This is a genomic window from Bacillus sp. IS1 (assembly GCF_032461585.1).
Taxonomy (GTDB): Bacteria; Bacillota; Bacilli; order Bacillales; family Bacillaceae; genus Bacillus; species Bacillus velezensis.
This window is the reverse complement of the sequence record NZ_JAWCWR010000001.1, coordinates 1,217,220-1,235,256: the sequence shown is the minus strand read 5'-3', so window position 1 is coordinate 1,235,256 and position 18,037 is coordinate 1,217,220. Positions and strand designations below refer to the sequence as shown.

The following is an 18,037-nucleotide window of genomic DNA, read 5'->3' as shown; positions in this document are numbered from 1 at the left end:
TTCTCAAGCTGCCTCACAGTTTGTTAAAATGAAAGTAACAGAAGGAAAGCAGGGGGAAAACGATGGATCAAACAAATGAAACTAAAATATTAGTAGTAGATGATGAAGCCAGAATTCGACGCCTTTTAAGAATGTACCTTGAACGGGAAAACTATGTGATTGAAGAAGCGGAAAACGGCGACGAGGCCATTAAAATGGGGCTGGCATCAGATTATGATCTGGTGCTCTTGGATTTAATGATGCCGGGAACGGACGGAATAGAAGTATGCCGGCAGCTCAGAGAAAAAAAAGCGACGCCGATTATCATGCTGACGGCAAAAGGGGAAGAAGCCAACCGCGTCCAGGGGTTTGAAGCGGGTACGGACGATTATATCGTCAAGCCTTTCAGCCCGAGAGAAGTGGTGCTTCGGGTAAAGGCGCTTTTAAGAAGGGCTTCCCAAACATCTTATCTGACAGCCAATACCCCGACAAAAAATGTGCTCGTCTTTTCGCATCTATCCATTGATCACGATGCTCACAGGGTGACTGCGGACGGCACAGAGGTGAGCCTGACGCCGAAGGAATATGAACTGCTGTACTTCCTTGCGAAAACACCGGACAAAGTGTACGACAGGGAAAAGCTTTTAAAAGAAGTGTGGCAGTATGAATTTTTCGGAGACCTCAGAACGGTGGACACCCATGTCAAACGGCTCCGTGAAAAATTAAATAAAGTGTCCCCGGGAGCGGCGAAAAAAATCGTCACTGTATGGGGAGTCGGATACAAATTTGAGGTAGGCGCTGAATGAAGTTTTGGAAAAGCGTAGTAGGTAAGCTTTGGTTTACCATTCTTTCACTCGTGTTAATTGTTTTATTTATTTTAACGGTGCTGCTTCTGGAATTTATAGAAAATTACCACGTTGAAGAAGCGGAAAAAGATTTAACGCAGCTTGCCGATAAAATTGCGGTCATAATAGAAAATCATGAAGACCAGCCGCTTGCCAGATCCATCACGTGGGAACTGGCGGACAATTTAACGAGCATCGCGATCATTCAGGATGATAAGCATGTCTGGTATTCGCCCAATGACGATAATCATTTATCCTCTATTACATTAGAGCAGATCAAACATGACCGGGATCTGCACAAGGCGCTGACAGACCGCAAAAAAGTAAGCAAACGTGCGGTGCCCAACAATGCCGGTTCGGATAACGAACGGCTGATCGTCGGAGTGCCGTATGAAAAAGACGGCAAAAAAGGCATGGTCTTTTTATCCCAATCGCTGCTTGCCGTCAAAGATACGACGAAACATACAACCCGCTATATTTTTCTTGCGGCGGGCATTGCCATCGTCTTGACAACGTTTTTCGCGTTCTTTTTATCCAGCAGGGTGACATATCCCCTTCGGAAAATGCGGGAAGGCGCCCAAGACTTGGCGAAAGGAAAGTTTGATACAAAAATTCCGATTCTGACCCAAGATGAAATCGGGGAACTGGCCATTGCCTTTAATCAGATGGGACGGCAGCTCAATTTCCATATTAACGCGCTGAATCAGGAAAAAGAACAGCTGTCCAATATTTTAAGCAGTATGGCAGACGGGGTCATCACCATTAATATCGACGGCACCATTTTGGTGACCAACCCGCCGGCCGAACGTTTTCTGCAGGCATGGTATTATGAGCAGAACATGAACATTAAAGAAGGAGACAACCTTCCCCCTGAAGCAAAAGAGCTATTTCAAAATGCAGTGAACACGGAAAAAGAGCAAATGATTGAAATGACGCTTCAAGGAAGGTCATGGGTTTTATTGATGTCGCCTCTTTATGCGGAATCACACGTCCGCGGCGCCGTGGCCGTGCTCCGTGATATGACTGAAGAGCGCAGGCTGGATAAATTGCGTGAAGACTTCATTGCCAATGTCAGTCATGAGCTCAGAACCCCGATTTCTATGCTGCAGGGATACAGCGAAGCAATAGTGGACGACATTGCAAGCACTGAAGAGGAGAAAAAAGAAATCGCGCAGATCATTTATGATGAATCTCTTCGCATGGGCCGGCTCGTCAATGATTTGCTGGATTTGGCCAGAATGGAATCCGGACATACGGGCCTGCACTATGAAACGGTAAACCTGCATGAATTTCTGGAGAAGATCTCCCGCAAATTTTCCGGGGTAGCGAAGGAAAAAGGCGTTTCGCTCACAGAAGACATCTCGGTGTCTCAGCCGGAGTGTGTCTTTGACGAAGATAAAATGGAACAGGTGTTTACCAACCTTATAGATAATGCGCTGCGCCACACGGAGTCAGGCGGAAGCGTTCATATCGCGGCTCAGACCGTAAAAGACGGACTGAAAATCGATATCAAAGATTCCGGCTCGGGAATACCGGAAGAGGACCTGCCTTTTATTTTTGAACGTTTTTATAAAGCGGACAAAGCAAGAACAAGAGGCAGGGCGGGAACCGGACTCGGACTCGCCATCGTAAAAAATATCGTGGAAGCCCACGGCGGTTCAATTGCGGTTCACAGCAGCATCGATAAAGGGACGACGTTTACATTTTATATTCCGACAAAAGTGCAGGATGACGTCTGAAATTGACGAACAATCTTGTTCCATACGAAACACCCGCATGTTCTGCGGGTGTTTTTTATTTGTTTCTCCTTTAAAAATTTAAGAATATGTTAATATAAATTCCCTTCCAAATTCCAGTTTCTCGTAATATAGTTGTAATGTAACTTTTCAACGCATTTTTACGACAAAAAAGTGAACGGAGGGGTTTCCCATGGAAGAAACCTTTCAGATATTATATGATGCATACCATCAAGATTTATATCAATTTTTATTTTATATGGTAAAAGATAAGTCGCAGGCTGAAGATTTGGCGCAGGAAGTGTATATCCGCGTCTTGAATTCCTATCATACATTTGAAGGAAGAAGCAGTGAAAAAACATGGCTGTTGTCCATCGCACGCCATGTGGCGATTGACTGGTTCCGCAAGCAGCAGACGATCAGACAGCGTATTATGGGTACGTTTGATTGGGATACACAAGATGTCAGAGATCAGCATTTGCTTCCGGACGAACTCGCCGTACAGCATGAAAACGTCCGGGAAATTTATACCGCGCTTGATCATTGCACCATTGATCAAAGAGCTGTTATTATCTTGAGATTTATTCAGGGATATTCCATTCAGGAAACAGCCGCCGCTCTCCGCTTCTCGGAAAGCAAAGTCAAAACGACCCAACACAGAGGGCTCAAAATACTTCGGAAACAGATGGAGCTTTTGAGGGAGGAGCTAATGGATGATGAAGTCATATTGGAACGAAGAAAGAGTAGAGGAGTTGTTAAGACAACTTCCGGCGGTTAGAGATCATCGTTCACCCGAGGCCATTTACCGGAATATTGAAACAGGTAAACCGTACAGGAAAAAGCCGGCCCGAAGCTGGATCGGCCCCGCCGCAGCCGGCGTCTGCGCATTGTGCATCGCTCTGATTATATCTCCTCACCTGATGACAAACAAATCTTCCGGTGATCTGACCGCTGACAGCCGCCAGACTGAAAAAGCCAGTCAGTCAGCTTCTGTTAAGCCGCCGGATCAGAAGACGTTCGTCGTCTCAAACCAAAACAAAAACAATTACATTACTTTGGCATTTGCCGATTCAGAAACATCCGCCGTCATTCCGGTCAGTTTTGAAAAAAAGAAGCCGGATGAATCGGTTTCAGAGGCTTTATCCGAAGCGGAAAACCTAGAAGTGCCCGAATCCTTCCTGTCTGTGCCGAACCTTTTGGACGGTGTGCAGGTAACGGCGGATAAGAAGGATTTGCTTGTGCAGGTAAACGGACGGCTTTCTATCGAATCAGTTGCCGATGCTGACTTATTGAAAAAGATGCTGAAAGAGACTTTGACATGGAGTCCTTACGAGCGGATTAAATTGAAAAAGGTTCAAAACGGAGCCGGACAGGATTTTTATAAATCTTATGGCATTTCCGCTGAGATGTCCGTACATAAACAGACAAACCGGGCGTATTTTTCTTACAGCGACAGTCTGGGACAAGAGTATCTCATCCCGTCTGAACAAACCTATTATTCAGTATATCAGGCTATTGACGGGATGAAGACAACAGACGGAGGCTCACAGACCGCGAGCATTATAGAAGCAGATGCGATTGCATCGGTATCGGAAAGGGAAGACGGCGAGCAGCTGCGGATTCAATTGTCCGAAAAACATAAGGTTGAAGATTCGCTGGAAGGGATTTTAATGATCGAAGGGCTTCTGTTAACTGCGAAGGAATTCGGTTATTCTGAGGTGCTGTTCACACATGCGCATACAAAGAAAATCGGTAATTATGATGTGACAAAACCTATCGCTGTGCCTGCCGCGCCTAATCCTCTTCCAAGCCATTAAACGTAAAAAAACCCAAAACATATGAATGTTTTGGGTTTTTTGTTGGTTACGGAAGGTCAATCAGTTTAACGGAAACAATATCCTGAACTGAAGTCAGCTCATTGACGACTTTATCATCTAAATGTTTATCAAAAGAAAGCATCATAATGGCTTCTCCGCCTTTTTCTTTACGGCCTACCTGCATGGTAGCGATATTGATATCGTTATCGCCGAGGATGCGTCCGACGCGTCCGATTACACCAGTCGTATCCTGGTGCTGGATATAAACGAGGTGGCCGGCAGGATTTAAGTCAATATTAAAGCCGTTCAGTTCAACGATTCGTTCACCGAAGTGAGGGATATACGTAGCCGTTAACGTAAATGTGCTCCGGTCTCCGGTCACTTTTACGCTGATGCAGTTATCATATCCTGATTCATTGGAGGAAATCTTCTCGCTGAAGCTGATTCCGCGTTCTTTTGCTACACCGCCGGCGTTCACTTCATTGACCGTTGAGTCTACACGCGGTTTTAAGAAACCGGACAGCAGGCTTTTTGTAATAAATGATGTTTCAAGTTTGGCGATGGTGCCTTCATATTGAATCGCAACATCTTTGACGGGTTCCTTCATACATTGTGACACGAGACTTCCGATTTTATCGGCAATTTGGTGATAAGGCTGGATTTTTTTGAATTCATCTTTCGTCATCGCAGGCAGATTGATCGCTGACATGACAGGCAGACCTTTTGCAAACTGCAGCACTTCTTCAGAAACCTGTGCCGCGACATTCAGCTGTGCTTCTTTCGTTGAAGCGCCTAAGTGAGGTGTGGCGATCACCAGCGGATGGTCGGGAAGCTTTGATTCAACTGGCGGTTCCACTTCAAACACGTCAAGGGCAGCGCCTGCGACATGGCCGCTTTCCAGCGCTTCCAAAAGCGCAGCTTCATCAATAATTCCGCCTCTTGCGCAGTTGATAAGGCGGACGCCTTTTTTTGTTTTGGCAATGGTTTCTCTGTTAAGCAGTCCTTTTGTTTCCTTTGTTAAAGGCGTGTGGACGGTAATGATATCCGCGCTTTCAAGCACTTCTTCGAATGTCCGGCTGTTTACGCCGATTTTGCCGGCTCTCTCTTCGGTTAAGAAAGGATCGAATACATGAACCGTCATACCGAACGCTCTGGCGCGCTGGGCAATCTCGCTTCCGATCCGGCCCAGACCGACAATGCCTAAAGTCTTTCCGTAGAGCTCCGCCCCGACAAAAGCCGTCCGGTTCCATTCTCTTGATTTTACTGAGATATTGGCTTGCGGAATGTGTCTCATTAATGAAGAAATCATCGCGAATGTATGCTCTGCCGTTGAAATGGTGTTTCCATTCGGCGCGTTTATCACGATAACTCCATGTTTTGTGGCCTCATCGATGTCGATGTTGTCTACGCCGACACCGGCTCTGCCGACGATTTTTAAAGAAGTCATTTTTTTAAACAAATCTTCGGTTACTTTCGTGGCACTGCGGACTAACAGGGCATCAAAGGTATGTAATTCATCTTCTGCATCCGCGACGTTTTTTTGAACAATTTCTATAAAGTCTGATTCCATCAGCGGCTTTAAGCCGTCATTGCTCATCTTATCTGAGACCAAAACTCGAAACATTGTTAGATTTCCTCCTAGTTTAGCTGACTAAATATCTGATAATTTATCATATTCTCAATAGAGTGTCAATGTGTATTGACGCAGTAAAGGAGAAAAGGAAACCGCGGAATCAGCTGAAAATGGGGCTTCCCCAATATTTTATTTAAATTTGAGCAGTTCTCTATACAATTGCAATTTGATCATATATAATGTGAATAAATTCATAAGATCAATCTTCGGGGCAGGGTGAAATTCCCTACCGGCGGTGATGAGCATCACGCTCTAAGCCCGCGAGCTGCTTCGGCGGCAGGATCCGGTGAGATTCCGGAGCCGACAGTATAGTCTGGATGGGAGAAGATGGAGGTTCAGCAGACGTTTTGATGCTTATATCAAACGTTTCTTTGCCAAGCCTTAGTAAGCTCCCGCTTTTTAACAAAAGCGGTTTTTTTATTGGGGCGCAAAAGAACCTTTCCTCTTTTCGAGAGATTTGATCGAAAAGGAGAGAGCATTGTGAAAGTAAAAAAATTAGTTGTCATCAGTATGCTTAGCAGTATTGCTTTTGTGCTTATGCTGTTAAATTTCCCGTTTCCGGGTCTGCCGGATTACTTGAAAATTGATTTCAGTGACGTTCCTGCAATTATCGCCATTTTGGTTTACGGGCCTGCGGCGGGGATTGTGGTTGAAGCGATTAAAAATATTCTGCAGTATATCATTCAAGGAAGCATGGCCGGCGTGCCTGTCGGGCAGGCAGCCAATTTTATCGCGGGAACGCTGTTTATTCTGCCGACAGCGTTTATGTTTAAAAAGCTCAATTCTGCAAAAGGTCTTGCGGTGAGCCTTCTGGCCGGAACCGCGGCGATGACCGTGCTGATGAGTATTTTGAACTATATTCTTATCCTGCCCGCGTATACTTGGTTTTTACATTCACCGGCACTGTCAAACAACCAGTTAAAAACGGCGGTTGTCGCAGGAATTCTGCCGTTTAACATTGTAAAAGGCATTATCATCACCATCGTCTTTACGTTCATCTTTACGAAGCTGAAACCTTGGATTGAACAAAAACGCAGCATCCAAACACAATAAAGACTGAAAGCGTCCGCTCTGTGAAAACAGCCGGACGCTTTTTTGTTTGTGCTGATCGCAAAAAATAAGACTCCGGCCGATAACAGCCGGAGTCTTATTCAGGACGAAAAAGCTCCTCTCACGGGGAGGGCTTTTTTATTCGTATTTCAGCGGGTCGCCTTCGAACGGTTCATCCGCAACTTTGATTGAATCAGTAGGGCATCCTTCAAATGCGTCAATCATATCTTCTTCCAGAACTTCCGGAACTTCGACGACGCCTTTATTTTCGTCAAGCGTAACGAACGCAATGCCTTCATCATCATAATCATAAATGTCTGGTGCCGCAGCTCCGCAGGCGCCGCATGCAATACACGTATCTTTATCTACGATTGTGTACTTTGCCATGAATAAAACCTCCCAGATTGTTCGTGTTGGAACAAATGGTTTACCTTATATATTTTTAAATATAACACCTATTCCTCTTACTTATTGTAATGATGTTAGTGTCAAATTTCAACAGAAAAATGATTGAGAATGCTTATCACATAAGGGATTCTCTTTAGCACTTCCCCCTAAAAGATGACTTTAAACGTCAAATTTATATGAAAATCTGTTAAAATAAAAAGAACCAAAAAACGAAACTTGTCACAGAAGAAATGTAGGTGTGTTTAGATTGGCGATAAACTACTTTGATACCGTGGTTCTCGACTGTCTGGACAAAATAGACGGCGAACGGACTCCGAGTGCTGTGTTTCATTTATTAAAAGGAAAAAAGTCGTCTCAAACCATTCAGGATGCCGGCTTATTTCAGATCGCTAAATATTTCGGCATGGCTTCACATTGTGAACGCGGCGATATTGCGGCTTCTTTGCATAAACTCACCGAGAACTCATACATTACAGCCGGAAAAGAAGAGGGAACGTGGAAAGTGACTGTGCGCGGCGTTCAAAGGCTTGAACGGGCGTTTGCCGAGCGGCCTTGGCCGAAGCACTGCCACGGCGCGAATTATCAAACGCCTGCTGGCACCCTGTGGAGGCGGCTTTCCCTGCTCATTCAAGTCCTGTCAAACAAAGAGCATCAATGCAGTCAATATATCCCGGTTACCAACGATGTGCAGACGCTGAGATGGGTCAAACGGTTCATACGGAAAAACAGAGATGCTAAAGAGCTTTCCGTCCAAATGCATGACGCGCTGTTTCAGCTTCTGCAAGGCGTAAGTGAACAGCAGGCGCTTATTTTTGTCTATTCTTTAACTTCATTCAACAGAATCGGCAAAACGAATAAGCAGCTCGCTCTCCAGCTGAACGAAGATGAATGGTATGTGTCCGTCCAGTTTTGGGGAGCGGTACATTATGTTATTCAATCGCTTCCGCAATGTGCATATCCCGCTCTGCGCGAGCTGCTGTCCGATCTGCAGGCGGAAAGCGCGCTGACACAGTCTGCCAGAAAAACCTTTGAGCTGTTGGAAAAAGGGTTTCCGATTGAACGGATCGCCGCGGTCAGAAATTTAAAAACCGCCACAATCGAAGATCATATCGTAGAAATATCATTGCACCAGCCTGCATTTTTTATAGAACAGTATCTTTCTGAAGAGGAACAGTGTATGATAACGGCATTTGCAAAACAGCATCAAACGAATAAAATTAAACGGATTCGCGAAGGAATGCAGATGCGCTTCAGCTATTTTCAGATCAGGCTGGCGCTGGCAAAGACGGTGAATCAGCATGACTGAGCTGCATAAAGCTTTATCCAGGTATTTTGGTTTGCATTCCTTTAAAAAAGGGCAGGAAGAGATTATGACTAGCGTGCTCCAAAAAAAAGATACGATCGCCATGCTTCCGACCGGCGGGGGAAAATCATTATGCTATCAGCTCCCGGGTTACATGATGGACGGGCTGGTGCTGATTATTTCACCGCTTCTTTCATTAATGGAAGATCAGGTGCAGCAGCTGAAAGCGAAAGGGGAAAAGCGGGTTGCGGCATTAAACAGCATGCTGAATTCCGCAGAGCGGCATTTTATCCTCAGCAACATCAGCCGGTATAAATTTCTCTATATGTCTCCCGAAGCCCTTTCTTCACCTTATGTGCTGAACCGTTTGAAAAATGTCCCGGTCAGTTTATTTGTTATTGATGAGGCTCATTGCATATCAGAATGGGGACATGATTTCAGGCCTGATTATTCGAAGCTCGGACCTTTCAGGCAGGCACTCGGAAAGCCGCCTGTATTGGCGCTGACCGCAACAGCGACAAAAGAAACGCTCAGAGACGTGACGGATGTGCTCGGACTTGAGCATGCGGTGCGTCATCTTTATTCAGTCAACCGGCCGAATATTCTCCTGGCGGCAGAACATTTGGCGGATAATGCCGAGAAAATAAGCAGGCTCACGGAGCTTGCCGAAAAGCTTGAAGGTCCGGGTATCATATATTGTCCGACCAGAAAATGGGCGGAAGAGCTTGCGGCTGAGCTGAATGAAAAAACGGGAAAGCGGACGGATTATTATCACGGCGGAATGGATACAGGGGACAGAATCTTGATCCAGCAGCAATTTATCCATAACCAGCTTGATTGCATCTGCTGTACCAATGCGTTCGGCATGGGTGTGGATAAGTCAGACATCCGCTTTGTCATTCACTTTTATCCTCCCCAAACGGCCGAGGCCTTTATGCAGGAAATCGGCAGAGCGGGGCGCGACGGCAGCCCGAGTGTCAGTATTTTGCTGAGGGCGCCCGGTGATACCGAGCTTCAGCAGCAGATTATTCAGACGGAAAGCCTGTCTGATTATGACCTGGAAGCCATTCTGGCCGTCATACGGGATGCCGGTACGGGTGATGAGCGAAAGCTTCGGGACGTTCTGATCAATAAGGGCGTCCAGGAAACACAGGCGCGAACGGCCGTCCATCTGTATCTGCAAGGAAAAACCACAAAAGAGCAGCTGCAGGAAGAACTGACATACCGCGTGGAAAAGAAGCTGCGTAAAATGAATCGTTTTTCGGCGTTATTAGAGCGGAAAGAATGTATAAGAGAAGCGCTGCTGTCTTATTTTGATGAACCGTATGAGCCTGTAGGTCAAACCGGACAATGCTGCAGCAGCTGCGGACTTGATCTGGCTCCGTACGAGCAAAAAGGAGAACGTAAAAACATGGAACGGTTTGAAGATTGGAAGCTGGAATTAGGCCGGATTTTCGGTTCAGAGTCTGCGGGTGAGTTCAGCTGAGACGGCAAAGCGAATTGATCCGGCAGCTCTCAGACCGGGAGATTGTGATGCAGCTGTATGCCACCCAATTGCTCATATTGGCGGTTTCAGCTGTTATTGGCTTTTTCTTTTTCACCGACATTCACGATTTTTTAAAGCTGTGGCATATACGTGACGATAATATCATATGGTACGGTGTAACTCTTGCCGTCCTTGTCATTTTTGCCGATCTTGCGGTGATGAAATGGTGTCCTTCGCATTTATATGATGACGGCGGCATTAATGTATTGCTTTTTAAGAACAGGCCGGTTTTGCACATTTTGTTTTTGACGCTTCTCATTTCGTTCAGCGAAGAGATTTTGTTCAGAGGCGTTCTGCAGACACATATCGGCTTATGGGCCGCCAGCTTCATTTTTACCGTGCTTCATTTCAGATACTTGGCGAAGTGGCTTCTGTTTATGATGGTTGCGGGCATCAGTCTTTTGCTGGGGCTTATCTATGAATGGACCGGCAATTTATTCGTTCCGGTTACAGCGCATTTTATTATTGATGCGGTATTTGCCTGTCAGATCCGTTTTCAATATGTTAGGAGGGGTTTGCATGACGGAAATGTCAAGAGTTGAAAGAAGAAAAGCTCAGCTGCGTGCCGAGCAGCAGGTTGCCGCGGCCGCGGATGAACAAATTGAATATCTTGAAGACAGCCTCCCGACAAGACAATCTGTAAAAGAGGAGCGTAAAAAAAAGGAAGAGCAGGTAAAGGAAAAAACCAAAACAAAAACGCCGCTGTTCACTTTTCTGACCGTCCTGTTCATTATCGTAACAATCGGTGTCTTTTTCGGTCTTCTTTATATGACGAACAGCAGCAGATTTGACCCGAAGGACTATGAAGATGTCTTCATAGACCACAGTGAAAGCGCGCCTGCCGTTATTCCGAAAGGCGCTCAGAAAGAAACGTCAGAAACCGCTCTTTTAGAACAACAGAAAAAAAAGTCTGACGACAAAGATAAGAAAGAAGCGGCTGCATCTGAAAAAACGAAAGAAAAACCAAGTGAAAAAACACCTGAAAAAACGGAAACGCCCTCAGAAAAACAAGTAAAGCCGACAGACACCGATTACGCGGAGACAAAACAGCAGTCTCCGCCGGCTGTCCGTGAAAAAGCGGCTCCGGCTGCCGCGAGTGATCAAGCCGGGACTGTCCCGAAAAAAGTGCGGACCGTACAGCATACTGTACAGCCGAAAGAAACGCTTTACCGCATTTCAATGAAATATTATAAAAGCCGGGCGGGCGAAGAAAAAATCCGCAGCTACAACGGATTAAACGGAAACGACGTGTACACCGGCCAGGTTCTGAACATTCCGCTGTCTGATTAAAATAAATGCATGTTTTCACCGCGTTTTTCATATAGTGTACCAATGAAAACGGACAAGGTGTGAAGCGCATGGATTCTTTATGGAAGCAATTAGACCGATTTGCTGACGGACCGACGAAACAAATGCTTCAGGCGCTGGTGAAACGGAAATTAAAATACGAAAATTATGCCGCACAATGCCGAAGATGGCAGTGGGCGTCCCTCGTTTGTTTTTCCCTGATGTGCATACTGCTGATGTTTAAAAGCTTTAATGCTCCCCAAGCCTCTCCGCAGCTGATTCTGCAGGAAATATTAGGCCATACGGTTTATTTGTGCTGGATTATGGCTTCCGCTTTTGCGTATTGCACTTCTTATTATTTTAAAAAAAAGGAAGAAAAAGCTGAGGGTGAATTTCATAAACTGAGATGTGAAATTATCCAAAAAAGCACGGATTTATGGCCCCAGCCTGAAAAATGGAGGGCGAGAGAATCTGTTTTTCACTTGATGAAACATCGGTATGATATCAATCTTTATTTTGAAAGTAAATAAAATGAGGCGTTTTCCGGAAAGGATAGAAACGTCTTTTTTTGTTTGTCCGTCTAATGTAAGACAATGACAGAATGGAGAGTGCGTTTATGAAGCTTACAGCGGGAATTCTCGGCTCATTGGCGGGAGCAGCTGCGGTTATGGCGGCCGTTATGTACAAAACGGCAAACGGCAGCCATCTGAAAACACATACATTTACGCTTGATAAAATGAAGGGGATGAAGCCGCTCACCATCTTCTTTATATCTGACGTGCACCGCCGTTTAATTGATGAAAAGCTTCTCCGCGAAGCGGCAGGTTATAAGCCGGATGCCGTTTTGCTCGGCGGTGATTTGGCGGAGGGCGGAGTTCCTTACGCCAGAATTGAAGAAAACATCAAACGTCTGACGGCTCTCGCGCCTGTCATGTATGTGTGGGGGAATAACGATTACGAGGTCAGCCAGCAAAAACTGCTCTCTCTTTTACGGGCATATAAAGTGATCCCGCTGAGAAATGAATCGGTTCAGTTTGCTTATAAAGGGGAAACCGTTACGATCTGCGGGGTGGATGATATCAGGATGATGATGGATGATTACGAATCTGCAATCAGATATACGGATGCTGACAAAGTAAACCTCCTGCTTTGCCATAACCCGGACATCCATGAGCAGATGAGGGAGTCAGACGGGATTGACGCTGTGTTCAGCGGCCATACACATGGCGGCCAAATCCGTTTCGGCCGGTTCGGGCCGTACGAATTGGGCGGGACGGGAACGGTAAAAAAAGCGCATTACCTGATCAGCAACGGCTACGGGACGACAAAAGTTCCGCTGAGGCTCGGGGCGAAGCCGGAGACGCATATGATTACGCTGTGCGGACCGGATGAGCCGTTTTCATGAAACTAATCCGGCCGCGGTGATAAAAAACGGCGTTCTGCTTGTCTTCCCGCTGTACACGGTGTAAACTGATAACAAATTAAGAACCTATGACTCATTTATTCATATACTGTGTTATATGATTTGTGTGCAAGAAGAGGCAGGAGGGAACATTATGCGGCTTGAGCGTCTGAACTATAATAAGATTAAAATCTTTTTAACCCTCGACGATCTGACTGATCGGGGACTGACAAAAGAAGACCTCTGGAAGGACTCGTTTAAAGTCCACCAGTTATTTAAAGATATGATGAATGAAGCAAATACAGAGCTCGGCTTTGAAGCGAATGGTCCGATCGCGGTGGAAGTATATTCTCTTCAGGCACAAGGCATGGTTGTGATTGTAACGAAAAATCATGACGCGGACGCAGAAGATGACGAATATGACGATGATTATATCGAGATGCAGGTCAAACTTGACGAAAGCCCGGATATTATTTATCAGTTCCATTCGTTTGAAGATATCATTCAGCTTGCCGGAAGCCTTCACCGAATCGGGATTACCGGCGGCACCGTCTACCACTATGAGAACCAATACTATGTAAGCCTTGAAGACCTCGGCTCCCGTTCCGCCGAAGGCGTCATCGCGGTGCTGGCTGAATACGGACACCCGGCGACAATTACGATTTACAGGCTCCATGAGTACGGAAAACTCATCATGGACGGCAATGCTGTGGAGACAATACAGAAACATTTTTCATAAAAAAGATTTGAAACGGCAGCTGTTTTCAGCGGCCGTCTTTTTTTAAGCGAAATAATGGAAAAATCATTGTCTTTCTTCTATGCACGGAGATATTGAAGGTGTATACTAGTCACTGAAAGGGAGCATGAGAGAAACAGAAGATTTTAGGAGGTTAACTCAAATGGCAGCCGATCGATTCACCGGTCATAATGAAGAAGACAAACATGATGTATTAAAATCAACCCAAACCGTAATACATAAAGCTCTGGAAAAATTGGGGTATCCAGAAGAAGTGTATGAACTGCTGAAAGAGCCGCTCAGATTATTAACGGTTAAAATTCCTGTTCGGATGGATGACGGGTCTGTGAAAATATTTACAGGCTATCGTGCGCAGCACAATGATTCCGTAGGTCCGACAAAAGGCGGCATTCGTTTTCACCCGAATGTAACTGAAAAAGAGGTGAAAGCACTTTCCATCTGGATGAGTTTAAAATGCGGAATTATTGATCTTCCTTATGGCGGTGGTAAAGGCGGAATTGTTTGTGATCCGAGAAATATGTCATTCAGAGAGCTTGAAAGGCTGAGCAGGGGATATGTCAGAGCAATCAGTCAGATTGTCGGACCGACTAAAGACGTCCCGGCACCTGACGTATTTACAAACTCGCAGATTATGGCTTGGATGATGGATGAATATTCAAGAATTGATGAATTTAACTCACCCGGCTTTATTACGGGAAAACCGCTTGTACTCGGCGGGTCCCACGGCAGGGAATCAGCTACGGCAAAAGGCGTCACCATCTGCATAAAAGAAGCGGCCAAGAAAAAAGGTCTCGATATTCAGAACGCGCGCGTCGTTGTACAAGGTTTCGGAAATGCGGGCAGCTACCTGGCCAAGTTTATGCATGACGCCGGCGCGAAAGTTGTCGGAATTTCTGACGCGTACGGAGGCCTTTACGATCCGGACGGTCTTGATATTGATTATCTGCTTGACCGCAGAGACAGCTTCGGAACGGTGACGAAGCTGTTCAATGACACCATTACGAATCAGGAGCTGCTTGAGCTGGACTGTGATATACTTGTCCCGGCGGCGATCGAAAACCAAATTACAGAAGAAAACGCTGACCGCATCAAAGCGAAAATCGTTGTAGAAGCGGCAAACGGACCGACGACACTGGAAGGAACGAAAATCCTGACAGACAAAGGAACGCTGCTGGTTCCCGATGTTCTGGCGAGCGCCGGCGGTGTAACGGTTTCTTATTTCGAATGGGTTCAAAACAACCAAGGCTTCTACTGGAGTGAAGAAGAAGTCGAGGAAAAACTGGAAAATATGATGATAAAATCGTTTAATAATATTTATGAAATGTCCCAAAACCGCCGGATTGACATGAGGCTTGCGGCTTACATGGTCGGCGTGCGGAAAATGGCTGAGGCTTCGCGTTTCAGAGGCTGGATATAAACCAATCGTTTGCATAAACAAAAAAAATCTCCTATGATAATATAGGAGATTTTTTATATGAGTGGAAACTTATGATGGAAATGCCAATCGCAGGAGTTGAAGGACATGACAGAAGAAAAGGCAATTATAATAGGCGGAGGTCCTTGCGGATTATCGGCGGCTATACATCTGAAGCAAATTGGCGTGAACGCGCTTGTGATCGAAAAAGGGAATGTCGTAAACAGCATTTATAACTATCCGACCCACCAAACTTTTTTCAGTTCAAGTGAAAAATTGGAGATCGGCGATGTCGCCTTTATTACGGAAAACAGAAAACCGGTCCGAATACAGGCTCTTTCTTACTACAGAGAGGTTGTCAGAAGAAAAGAGCTGCGCGTAAACGCCTTTGAAACAGTGGAGCGCGTAACGAAACAGGAAGACGGCCGTTTTCTTGTAGAAACATCAAAAGACCGCTACCTCACTCCGTTTTGTATCATTGCGACAGGATATTATGATCATCCGAATTATATGAACATACCGGGTGAAGGGCTTCCTAAGGTATTTCATTACTTTAAAGAAGGCCATCCTTATTTTGATAAAGATGTTGCTGTGATCGGCGGGAAAAACTCAAGTGTTGACGCGGCTTTGGAACTCGTGAAGTCCGGTGCGCGCGTCACTGTGCTCTACAGAGGACATGAGTACTCCCCGAGCATCAAGCCGTGGATTCTGCCTGAGTTTGAGGCCCTTGTCAGAAACGGCACAATCCGGATGGAATTCGGCGCTTGTCTTGAAGAAGTGACGGAAGATGAAATCATTTTCCGCTCCGGCCGAAATGAGACGGTCCGGCTGAAAAACGATTTCGTATTTGCCATGACGGGATACCATCCCGATCACGGTTTCCTCGAAAAAATCGGTGTGCGGATTGATGCTGAATCAGGCCGGCCGTTTTTCCGGGAAGAAACGATGGAAACAAATGTTGACGGTGTTTTTATCGCCGGAGTCATTGCGGCTGGAAATAACGCCAATGAAATTTTTATCGAAAACGGCCGTTTTCACGGAGGCTTGATCGCAAACGAAATATCAAAACGGCTGGGTAGAGAGAGCATATGATCATTCATATGCTCTTTTTTAAAAAAATTGAAAGATGTAAAAATATGAACAACATGGTACCATAGATATAGGAATATAAAGGAAAGAGGTTGCCTGATGTTTGCAATCATCTCTGCAGGAATTGCTCCCGGCATTGCGCTGTTAAGCTATTTTTATTTAAAAGATCAGTATGACAATGAACCCGTACATATGGTGCTGAGGTCTTTTTTTCTCGGGGTTGTCCTTGTGTTTCCGACCATGTTTATCCAATATGTTCTTGAAAAAGAGCATGTGGGGGGAGGAAGCTTTTTCGTTTCGTTTTTGTCTTCGGGATTTCTGGAAGAATCGGTGAAATGGTTCGTTCTGATGATCAGTGTGTATCCGCATGCTCATTTTGATGAGCATTATGACGGAATCGTTTACGGGGCCAGTGTGTCTTTAGGATTTGCCACGCTTGAAAATATTCTGTATCTATTCGGCCACGGCGTTGAGCATGCTTTCATCAGGGCGCTTCTGCCGGTCTCCTGCCATGCGCTGATCGGAGTGATTATGGGATTTTATCTCGGAAAAGCCCGCTTTTCGCAGAAAAAAGCCCGTGTCAAATGGCTTGTGATTTCGCTGGCCGTGCCTTCATGTCTGCACGGTTCTTACGATTTTATTCTTACCGCCCTCAATCATTGGGTATATTATATGCTGCCGTTTATGCTGTTTTTATGGTGGTTCGGGCTGCGAAAGGCAAAAAAAGCACGCTCCGTCAATATGATCCAAGTGTGAAGAAACCGCGCGTCGCGTGCGGTTTCTTTTTTATGCCTTGACAGGGGATAAGAAGGAAACGTGCATAAAAATAACCTCGTGACAGACAATACGGGTACACTTTAAATTTTGCAGTAGGAGGCTTGAAGAGATGAAGTGCAAAGGAGCCTTTATGGCATGTCTCATTCTATTTTCTTTCGCCGCCGCTTTCTTCGATCATCATGAAACGGTTCATGCGTTTTCAAATCAAGTGATTCAAAGAGGCGCGACGGGTGATGATGTTATAGAATTGCAGGCCCGTCTTCAATATAACGGATTTTATAACGGGAAAATCGATGGAGTTTACGGCTGGACCACATACTGGGCCGTGAGAAATTTTCAGGAGAAATTCGGCATGAAGCCGGTTGACGGCCTCGTCGGCGCGAAAACCAAACAGGTGCTGATTTCTAAATCAAAATATTACCGTGAATATGTAATGGAGCAGATCCAAAAAGGGAATACGTTCACTCATTATGGCAACGTCCCATTGGAAAACCAAACAAAACCGAGAGCCGGAACGCAGAAGCCGGCGGGAACGAATAAGCCTGCTCAAAAACCGCAAAACAATACAGGCGGCCAGTCAAATCAAAAGCAAAATATGACAGCGGCCAATATGCCTGGCGGTTTCTCAAACAACGACATCAATCTTCTGGCACAGGCTGTGTACGGGGAAGCGCGCGGTGAGCCGTTTGAAGGGCAGGTTGCCATCGCCGCGGTTATTTTAAACCGTATTAAAAGCCCGTTATTTCCGAATACGGTGGCCGGCGTCATTTTCGAACCGCTCGCGTTTACCGCTGTTGCCGACGGCCAAATATATATGCAGCCGAATGAAAGAGCAAAAGAAGCGGTTCTTGATGCGATCAACGGCTGGGACCCTTCTGAAAACGCGATTTATTATTTCAATCCTGATACGGCGACAAGCAAATGGATTTGGGGACGTCCGCAGATAAAAAGAATCGGAAAACACATTTTCTGTGAGTAAAAGTACGCAAAATGA

General features: G+C 45.6%; 18 protein-coding genes and 1 riboswitch. Of the genes, 16 read left to right on the top strand and 2 right to left on the bottom strand.

What is annotated here, in order from left to right:
* Positions 1 to 62 precede the first annotated feature (62 nt).
* The 4 genes from resD to RUW00_RS05965 all read left to right on the top strand — a co-directional run bounded on the left by resD (position 63) and on the right by RUW00_RS05965 (position 4,377).
* On the top strand, positions 63 to 785 hold the full coding sequence (resD, locus tag RUW00_RS05980) for a DNA-binding response regulator ResD (RefSeq protein ID WP_003153397.1): 723 nt from the start codon (positions 63 to 65) through the stop codon (positions 783 to 785).
* Positions 782 to 2,563 (top strand): ATP-binding protein, encoded by a 1,782-nt coding sequence (locus tag RUW00_RS05975; RefSeq protein WP_007409435.1) that lies wholly within the window; start codon positions 782 to 784, stop codon positions 2,561 to 2,563. Before resD ends, RUW00_RS05975 begins: the two co-directional genes overlap by 4 nt.
* Positions 2,564 to 2,753: 190 nt before the next feature.
* The gene (gene sigX / locus RUW00_RS05970) at positions 2,754 to 3,338 is read left to right on the top strand and encodes an RNA polymerase sigma factor SigX (RefSeq protein ID WP_014418276.1); all 585 of its coding nucleotides are present in this window, start codon (positions 2,754 to 2,756) and stop codon (positions 3,336 to 3,338) included.
* Positions 3,274 to 4,377, top strand: a complete 1,104-nt coding sequence (locus tag RUW00_RS05965; RefSeq protein ID WP_014418275.1) for a hypothetical protein — start codon at positions 3,274 to 3,276, stop codon at positions 4,375 to 4,377. The genes sigX and RUW00_RS05965 overlap by 65 nt, the downstream gene beginning before the upstream one ends.
* A gap of 46 nt (positions 4,378 to 4,423) precedes the next feature.
* Here RUW00_RS05965 and serA read toward each other — a convergent pair whose 3' ends face one another.
* On the bottom strand, positions 4,424 to 6,001 hold the full coding sequence (gene serA, locus RUW00_RS05960; RefSeq protein ID WP_017418054.1) for a phosphoglycerate dehydrogenase: 1,578 nt from the start codon (positions 5,999 to 6,001) through the stop codon (positions 4,424 to 4,426).
* A gap of 207 nt (positions 6,002 to 6,208) precedes the next feature.
* A riboswitch (FMN riboswitch) is annotated at positions 6,209 to 6,343 on the top strand.
* A 147-nt stretch (positions 6,344 to 6,490) separates the two neighbouring features.
* Here serA and fmnP point away from each other — a divergent pair.
* On the top strand, positions 6,491 to 7,063 hold the full coding sequence (fmnP, locus tag RUW00_RS05955) for a riboflavin transporter FmnP (protein WP_280145285.1): 573 nt from the start codon (positions 6,491 to 6,493) through the stop codon (positions 7,061 to 7,063).
* A gap of 135 nt (positions 7,064 to 7,198) precedes the next feature.
* Here the strand turns inward: fmnP and RUW00_RS05950 are convergent, their stop codons facing one another.
* On the bottom strand, positions 7,199 to 7,447 hold the full coding sequence (locus RUW00_RS05950; RefSeq protein ID WP_003153403.1) for a ferredoxin: 249 nt from the start codon (positions 7,445 to 7,447) through the stop codon (positions 7,199 to 7,201).
* Between the two features lie 268 nt (positions 7,448 to 7,715).
* On the opposite strand from RUW00_RS05950, the gene RUW00_RS05945 reads away from it, so the two are divergent.
* The 11 genes from RUW00_RS05945 to sleB all read left to right on the top strand — a co-directional run bounded on the left by RUW00_RS05945 (position 7,716) and on the right by sleB (position 18,022).
* Positions 7,716 to 8,774, top strand: a complete 1,059-nt coding sequence (locus RUW00_RS05945) for a YpbB family protein (RefSeq protein ID WP_280145284.1) — start codon at positions 7,716 to 7,718, stop codon at positions 8,772 to 8,774.
* Entirely contained in the window at positions 8,767 to 10,257 is a 1,491-nt protein-coding gene (locus tag RUW00_RS05940) for a RecQ family ATP-dependent DNA helicase (RefSeq protein ID WP_061862340.1), read from the top strand. Before RUW00_RS05945 ends, RUW00_RS05940 begins: the two co-directional genes overlap by 8 nt.
* A gap of 14 nt (positions 10,258 to 10,271) precedes the next feature.
* A complete protein-coding gene (locus RUW00_RS05935) occupies positions 10,272 to 10,859 on the top strand; it encodes a CPBP family intramembrane glutamic endopeptidase (RefSeq protein ID WP_007409441.1) in 588 nt (195 codons plus the stop codon).
* On the top strand, positions 10,837 to 11,607 hold the full coding sequence (locus RUW00_RS05930; protein ID WP_061862339.1) for a LysM peptidoglycan-binding domain-containing protein: 771 nt from the start codon (positions 10,837 to 10,839) through the stop codon (positions 11,605 to 11,607). The genes RUW00_RS05935 and RUW00_RS05930 overlap by 23 nt, the downstream gene beginning before the upstream one ends.
* Before the next feature lie 68 nt (positions 11,608 to 11,675).
* The gene (locus tag RUW00_RS05925) at positions 11,676 to 12,134 is read left to right on the top strand and encodes a YpbF family protein (protein ID WP_007409443.1); all 459 of its coding nucleotides are present in this window, start codon (positions 11,676 to 11,678) and stop codon (positions 12,132 to 12,134) included.
* 86 nt (positions 12,135 to 12,220) lie between these two features.
* Complete coding sequence (locus tag RUW00_RS05920) at positions 12,221 to 13,009, top strand: metallophosphoesterase (RefSeq protein WP_029973639.1); 789 nt, start codon at positions 12,221 to 12,223, stop codon at positions 13,007 to 13,009.
* Positions 13,010 to 13,160: 151 nt separating this feature from the next.
* Entirely contained in the window at positions 13,161 to 13,745 is a 585-nt protein-coding gene (locus RUW00_RS05915; protein WP_003153412.1) for a genetic competence negative regulator, read from the top strand.
* Between the two features lie 160 nt (positions 13,746 to 13,905).
* Positions 13,906 to 15,180, top strand: a complete 1,275-nt coding sequence (gene gudB, locus RUW00_RS05910) for an NAD-specific glutamate dehydrogenase (RefSeq protein WP_003153413.1) — start codon at positions 13,906 to 13,908, stop codon at positions 15,178 to 15,180.
* Between the two features lie 105 nt (positions 15,181 to 15,285).
* On the top strand, positions 15,286 to 16,269 hold the full coding sequence (locus tag RUW00_RS05905; RefSeq protein WP_014418270.1) for a YpdA family putative bacillithiol disulfide reductase: 984 nt from the start codon (positions 15,286 to 15,288) through the stop codon (positions 16,267 to 16,269).
* Between the two features lie 96 nt (positions 16,270 to 16,365).
* Positions 16,366 to 17,022, top strand: a complete 657-nt coding sequence (gene prsW / locus RUW00_RS05900; protein WP_003153415.1) for a glutamic-type intramembrane protease PrsW — start codon at positions 16,366 to 16,368, stop codon at positions 17,020 to 17,022.
* 130 nt (positions 17,023 to 17,152) lie between these two features.
* A complete protein-coding gene (sleB, locus tag RUW00_RS05895; protein WP_280145283.1) occupies positions 17,153 to 18,022 on the top strand; it encodes a spore cortex-lytic enzyme in 870 nt (289 codons plus the stop codon).
* The last annotated feature ends 15 nt before the right edge of the window (positions 18,023 to 18,037 follow it).

Coding starts and splice junctions, on each gene's coding strand:
- RUW00_RS05975 (WP_007409435.1), top strand. CDS start 782: ATGAAGTTTTGGAAAAGCGTAGTAGGTAAGCTTTGGTTTACCATTCTT.
- RUW00_RS05920 (WP_029973639.1), top strand. CDS start 12,221: ATGAAGCTTACAGCGGGAATTCTCGGCTCATTGGCGGGAGCAGCTGCG.
- RUW00_RS05930 (WP_061862339.1), top strand. CDS start 10,837: ATGACGGAAATGTCAAGAGTTGAAAGAAGAAAAGCTCAGCTGCGTGCC.
- sleB (WP_280145283.1), top strand. CDS start 17,153: ATGAAGTGCAAAGGAGCCTTTATGGCATGTCTCATTCTATTTTCTTTC.
- gudB (WP_003153413.1), top strand. CDS start 13,906: ATGGCAGCCGATCGATTCACCGGTCATAATGAAGAAGACAAACATGAT.
- resD (WP_003153397.1), top strand. CDS start 63: ATGGATCAAACAAATGAAACTAAAATATTAGTAGTAGATGATGAAGCC.
- serA (WP_017418054.1), bottom strand. CDS start 6,001: ATGTTTCGAGTTTTGGTCTCAGATAAGATGAGCAATGACGGCTTAAAG.
- RUW00_RS05940 (WP_061862340.1), top strand. CDS start 8,767: ATGACTGAGCTGCATAAAGCTTTATCCAGGTATTTTGGTTTGCATTCC.
- RUW00_RS05965 (WP_014418275.1), top strand. CDS start 3,274: ATGATGAAGTCATATTGGAACGAAGAAAGAGTAGAGGAGTTGTTAAGA.
- RUW00_RS05915 (WP_003153412.1), top strand. CDS start 13,161: ATGCGGCTTGAGCGTCTGAACTATAATAAGATTAAAATCTTTTTAACC.
- sigX (WP_014418276.1), top strand. CDS start 2,754: ATGGAAGAAACCTTTCAGATATTATATGATGCATACCATCAAGATTTA.
- RUW00_RS05925 (WP_007409443.1), top strand. CDS start 11,676: ATGGATTCTTTATGGAAGCAATTAGACCGATTTGCTGACGGACCGACG.
- RUW00_RS05950 (WP_003153403.1), bottom strand. CDS start 7,447: ATGGCAAAGTACACAATCGTAGATAAAGATACGTGTATTGCATGCGGC.
- RUW00_RS05905 (WP_014418270.1), top strand. CDS start 15,286: ATGACAGAAGAAAAGGCAATTATAATAGGCGGAGGTCCTTGCGGATTA.
- prsW (WP_003153415.1), top strand. CDS start 16,366: ATGTTTGCAATCATCTCTGCAGGAATTGCTCCCGGCATTGCGCTGTTA.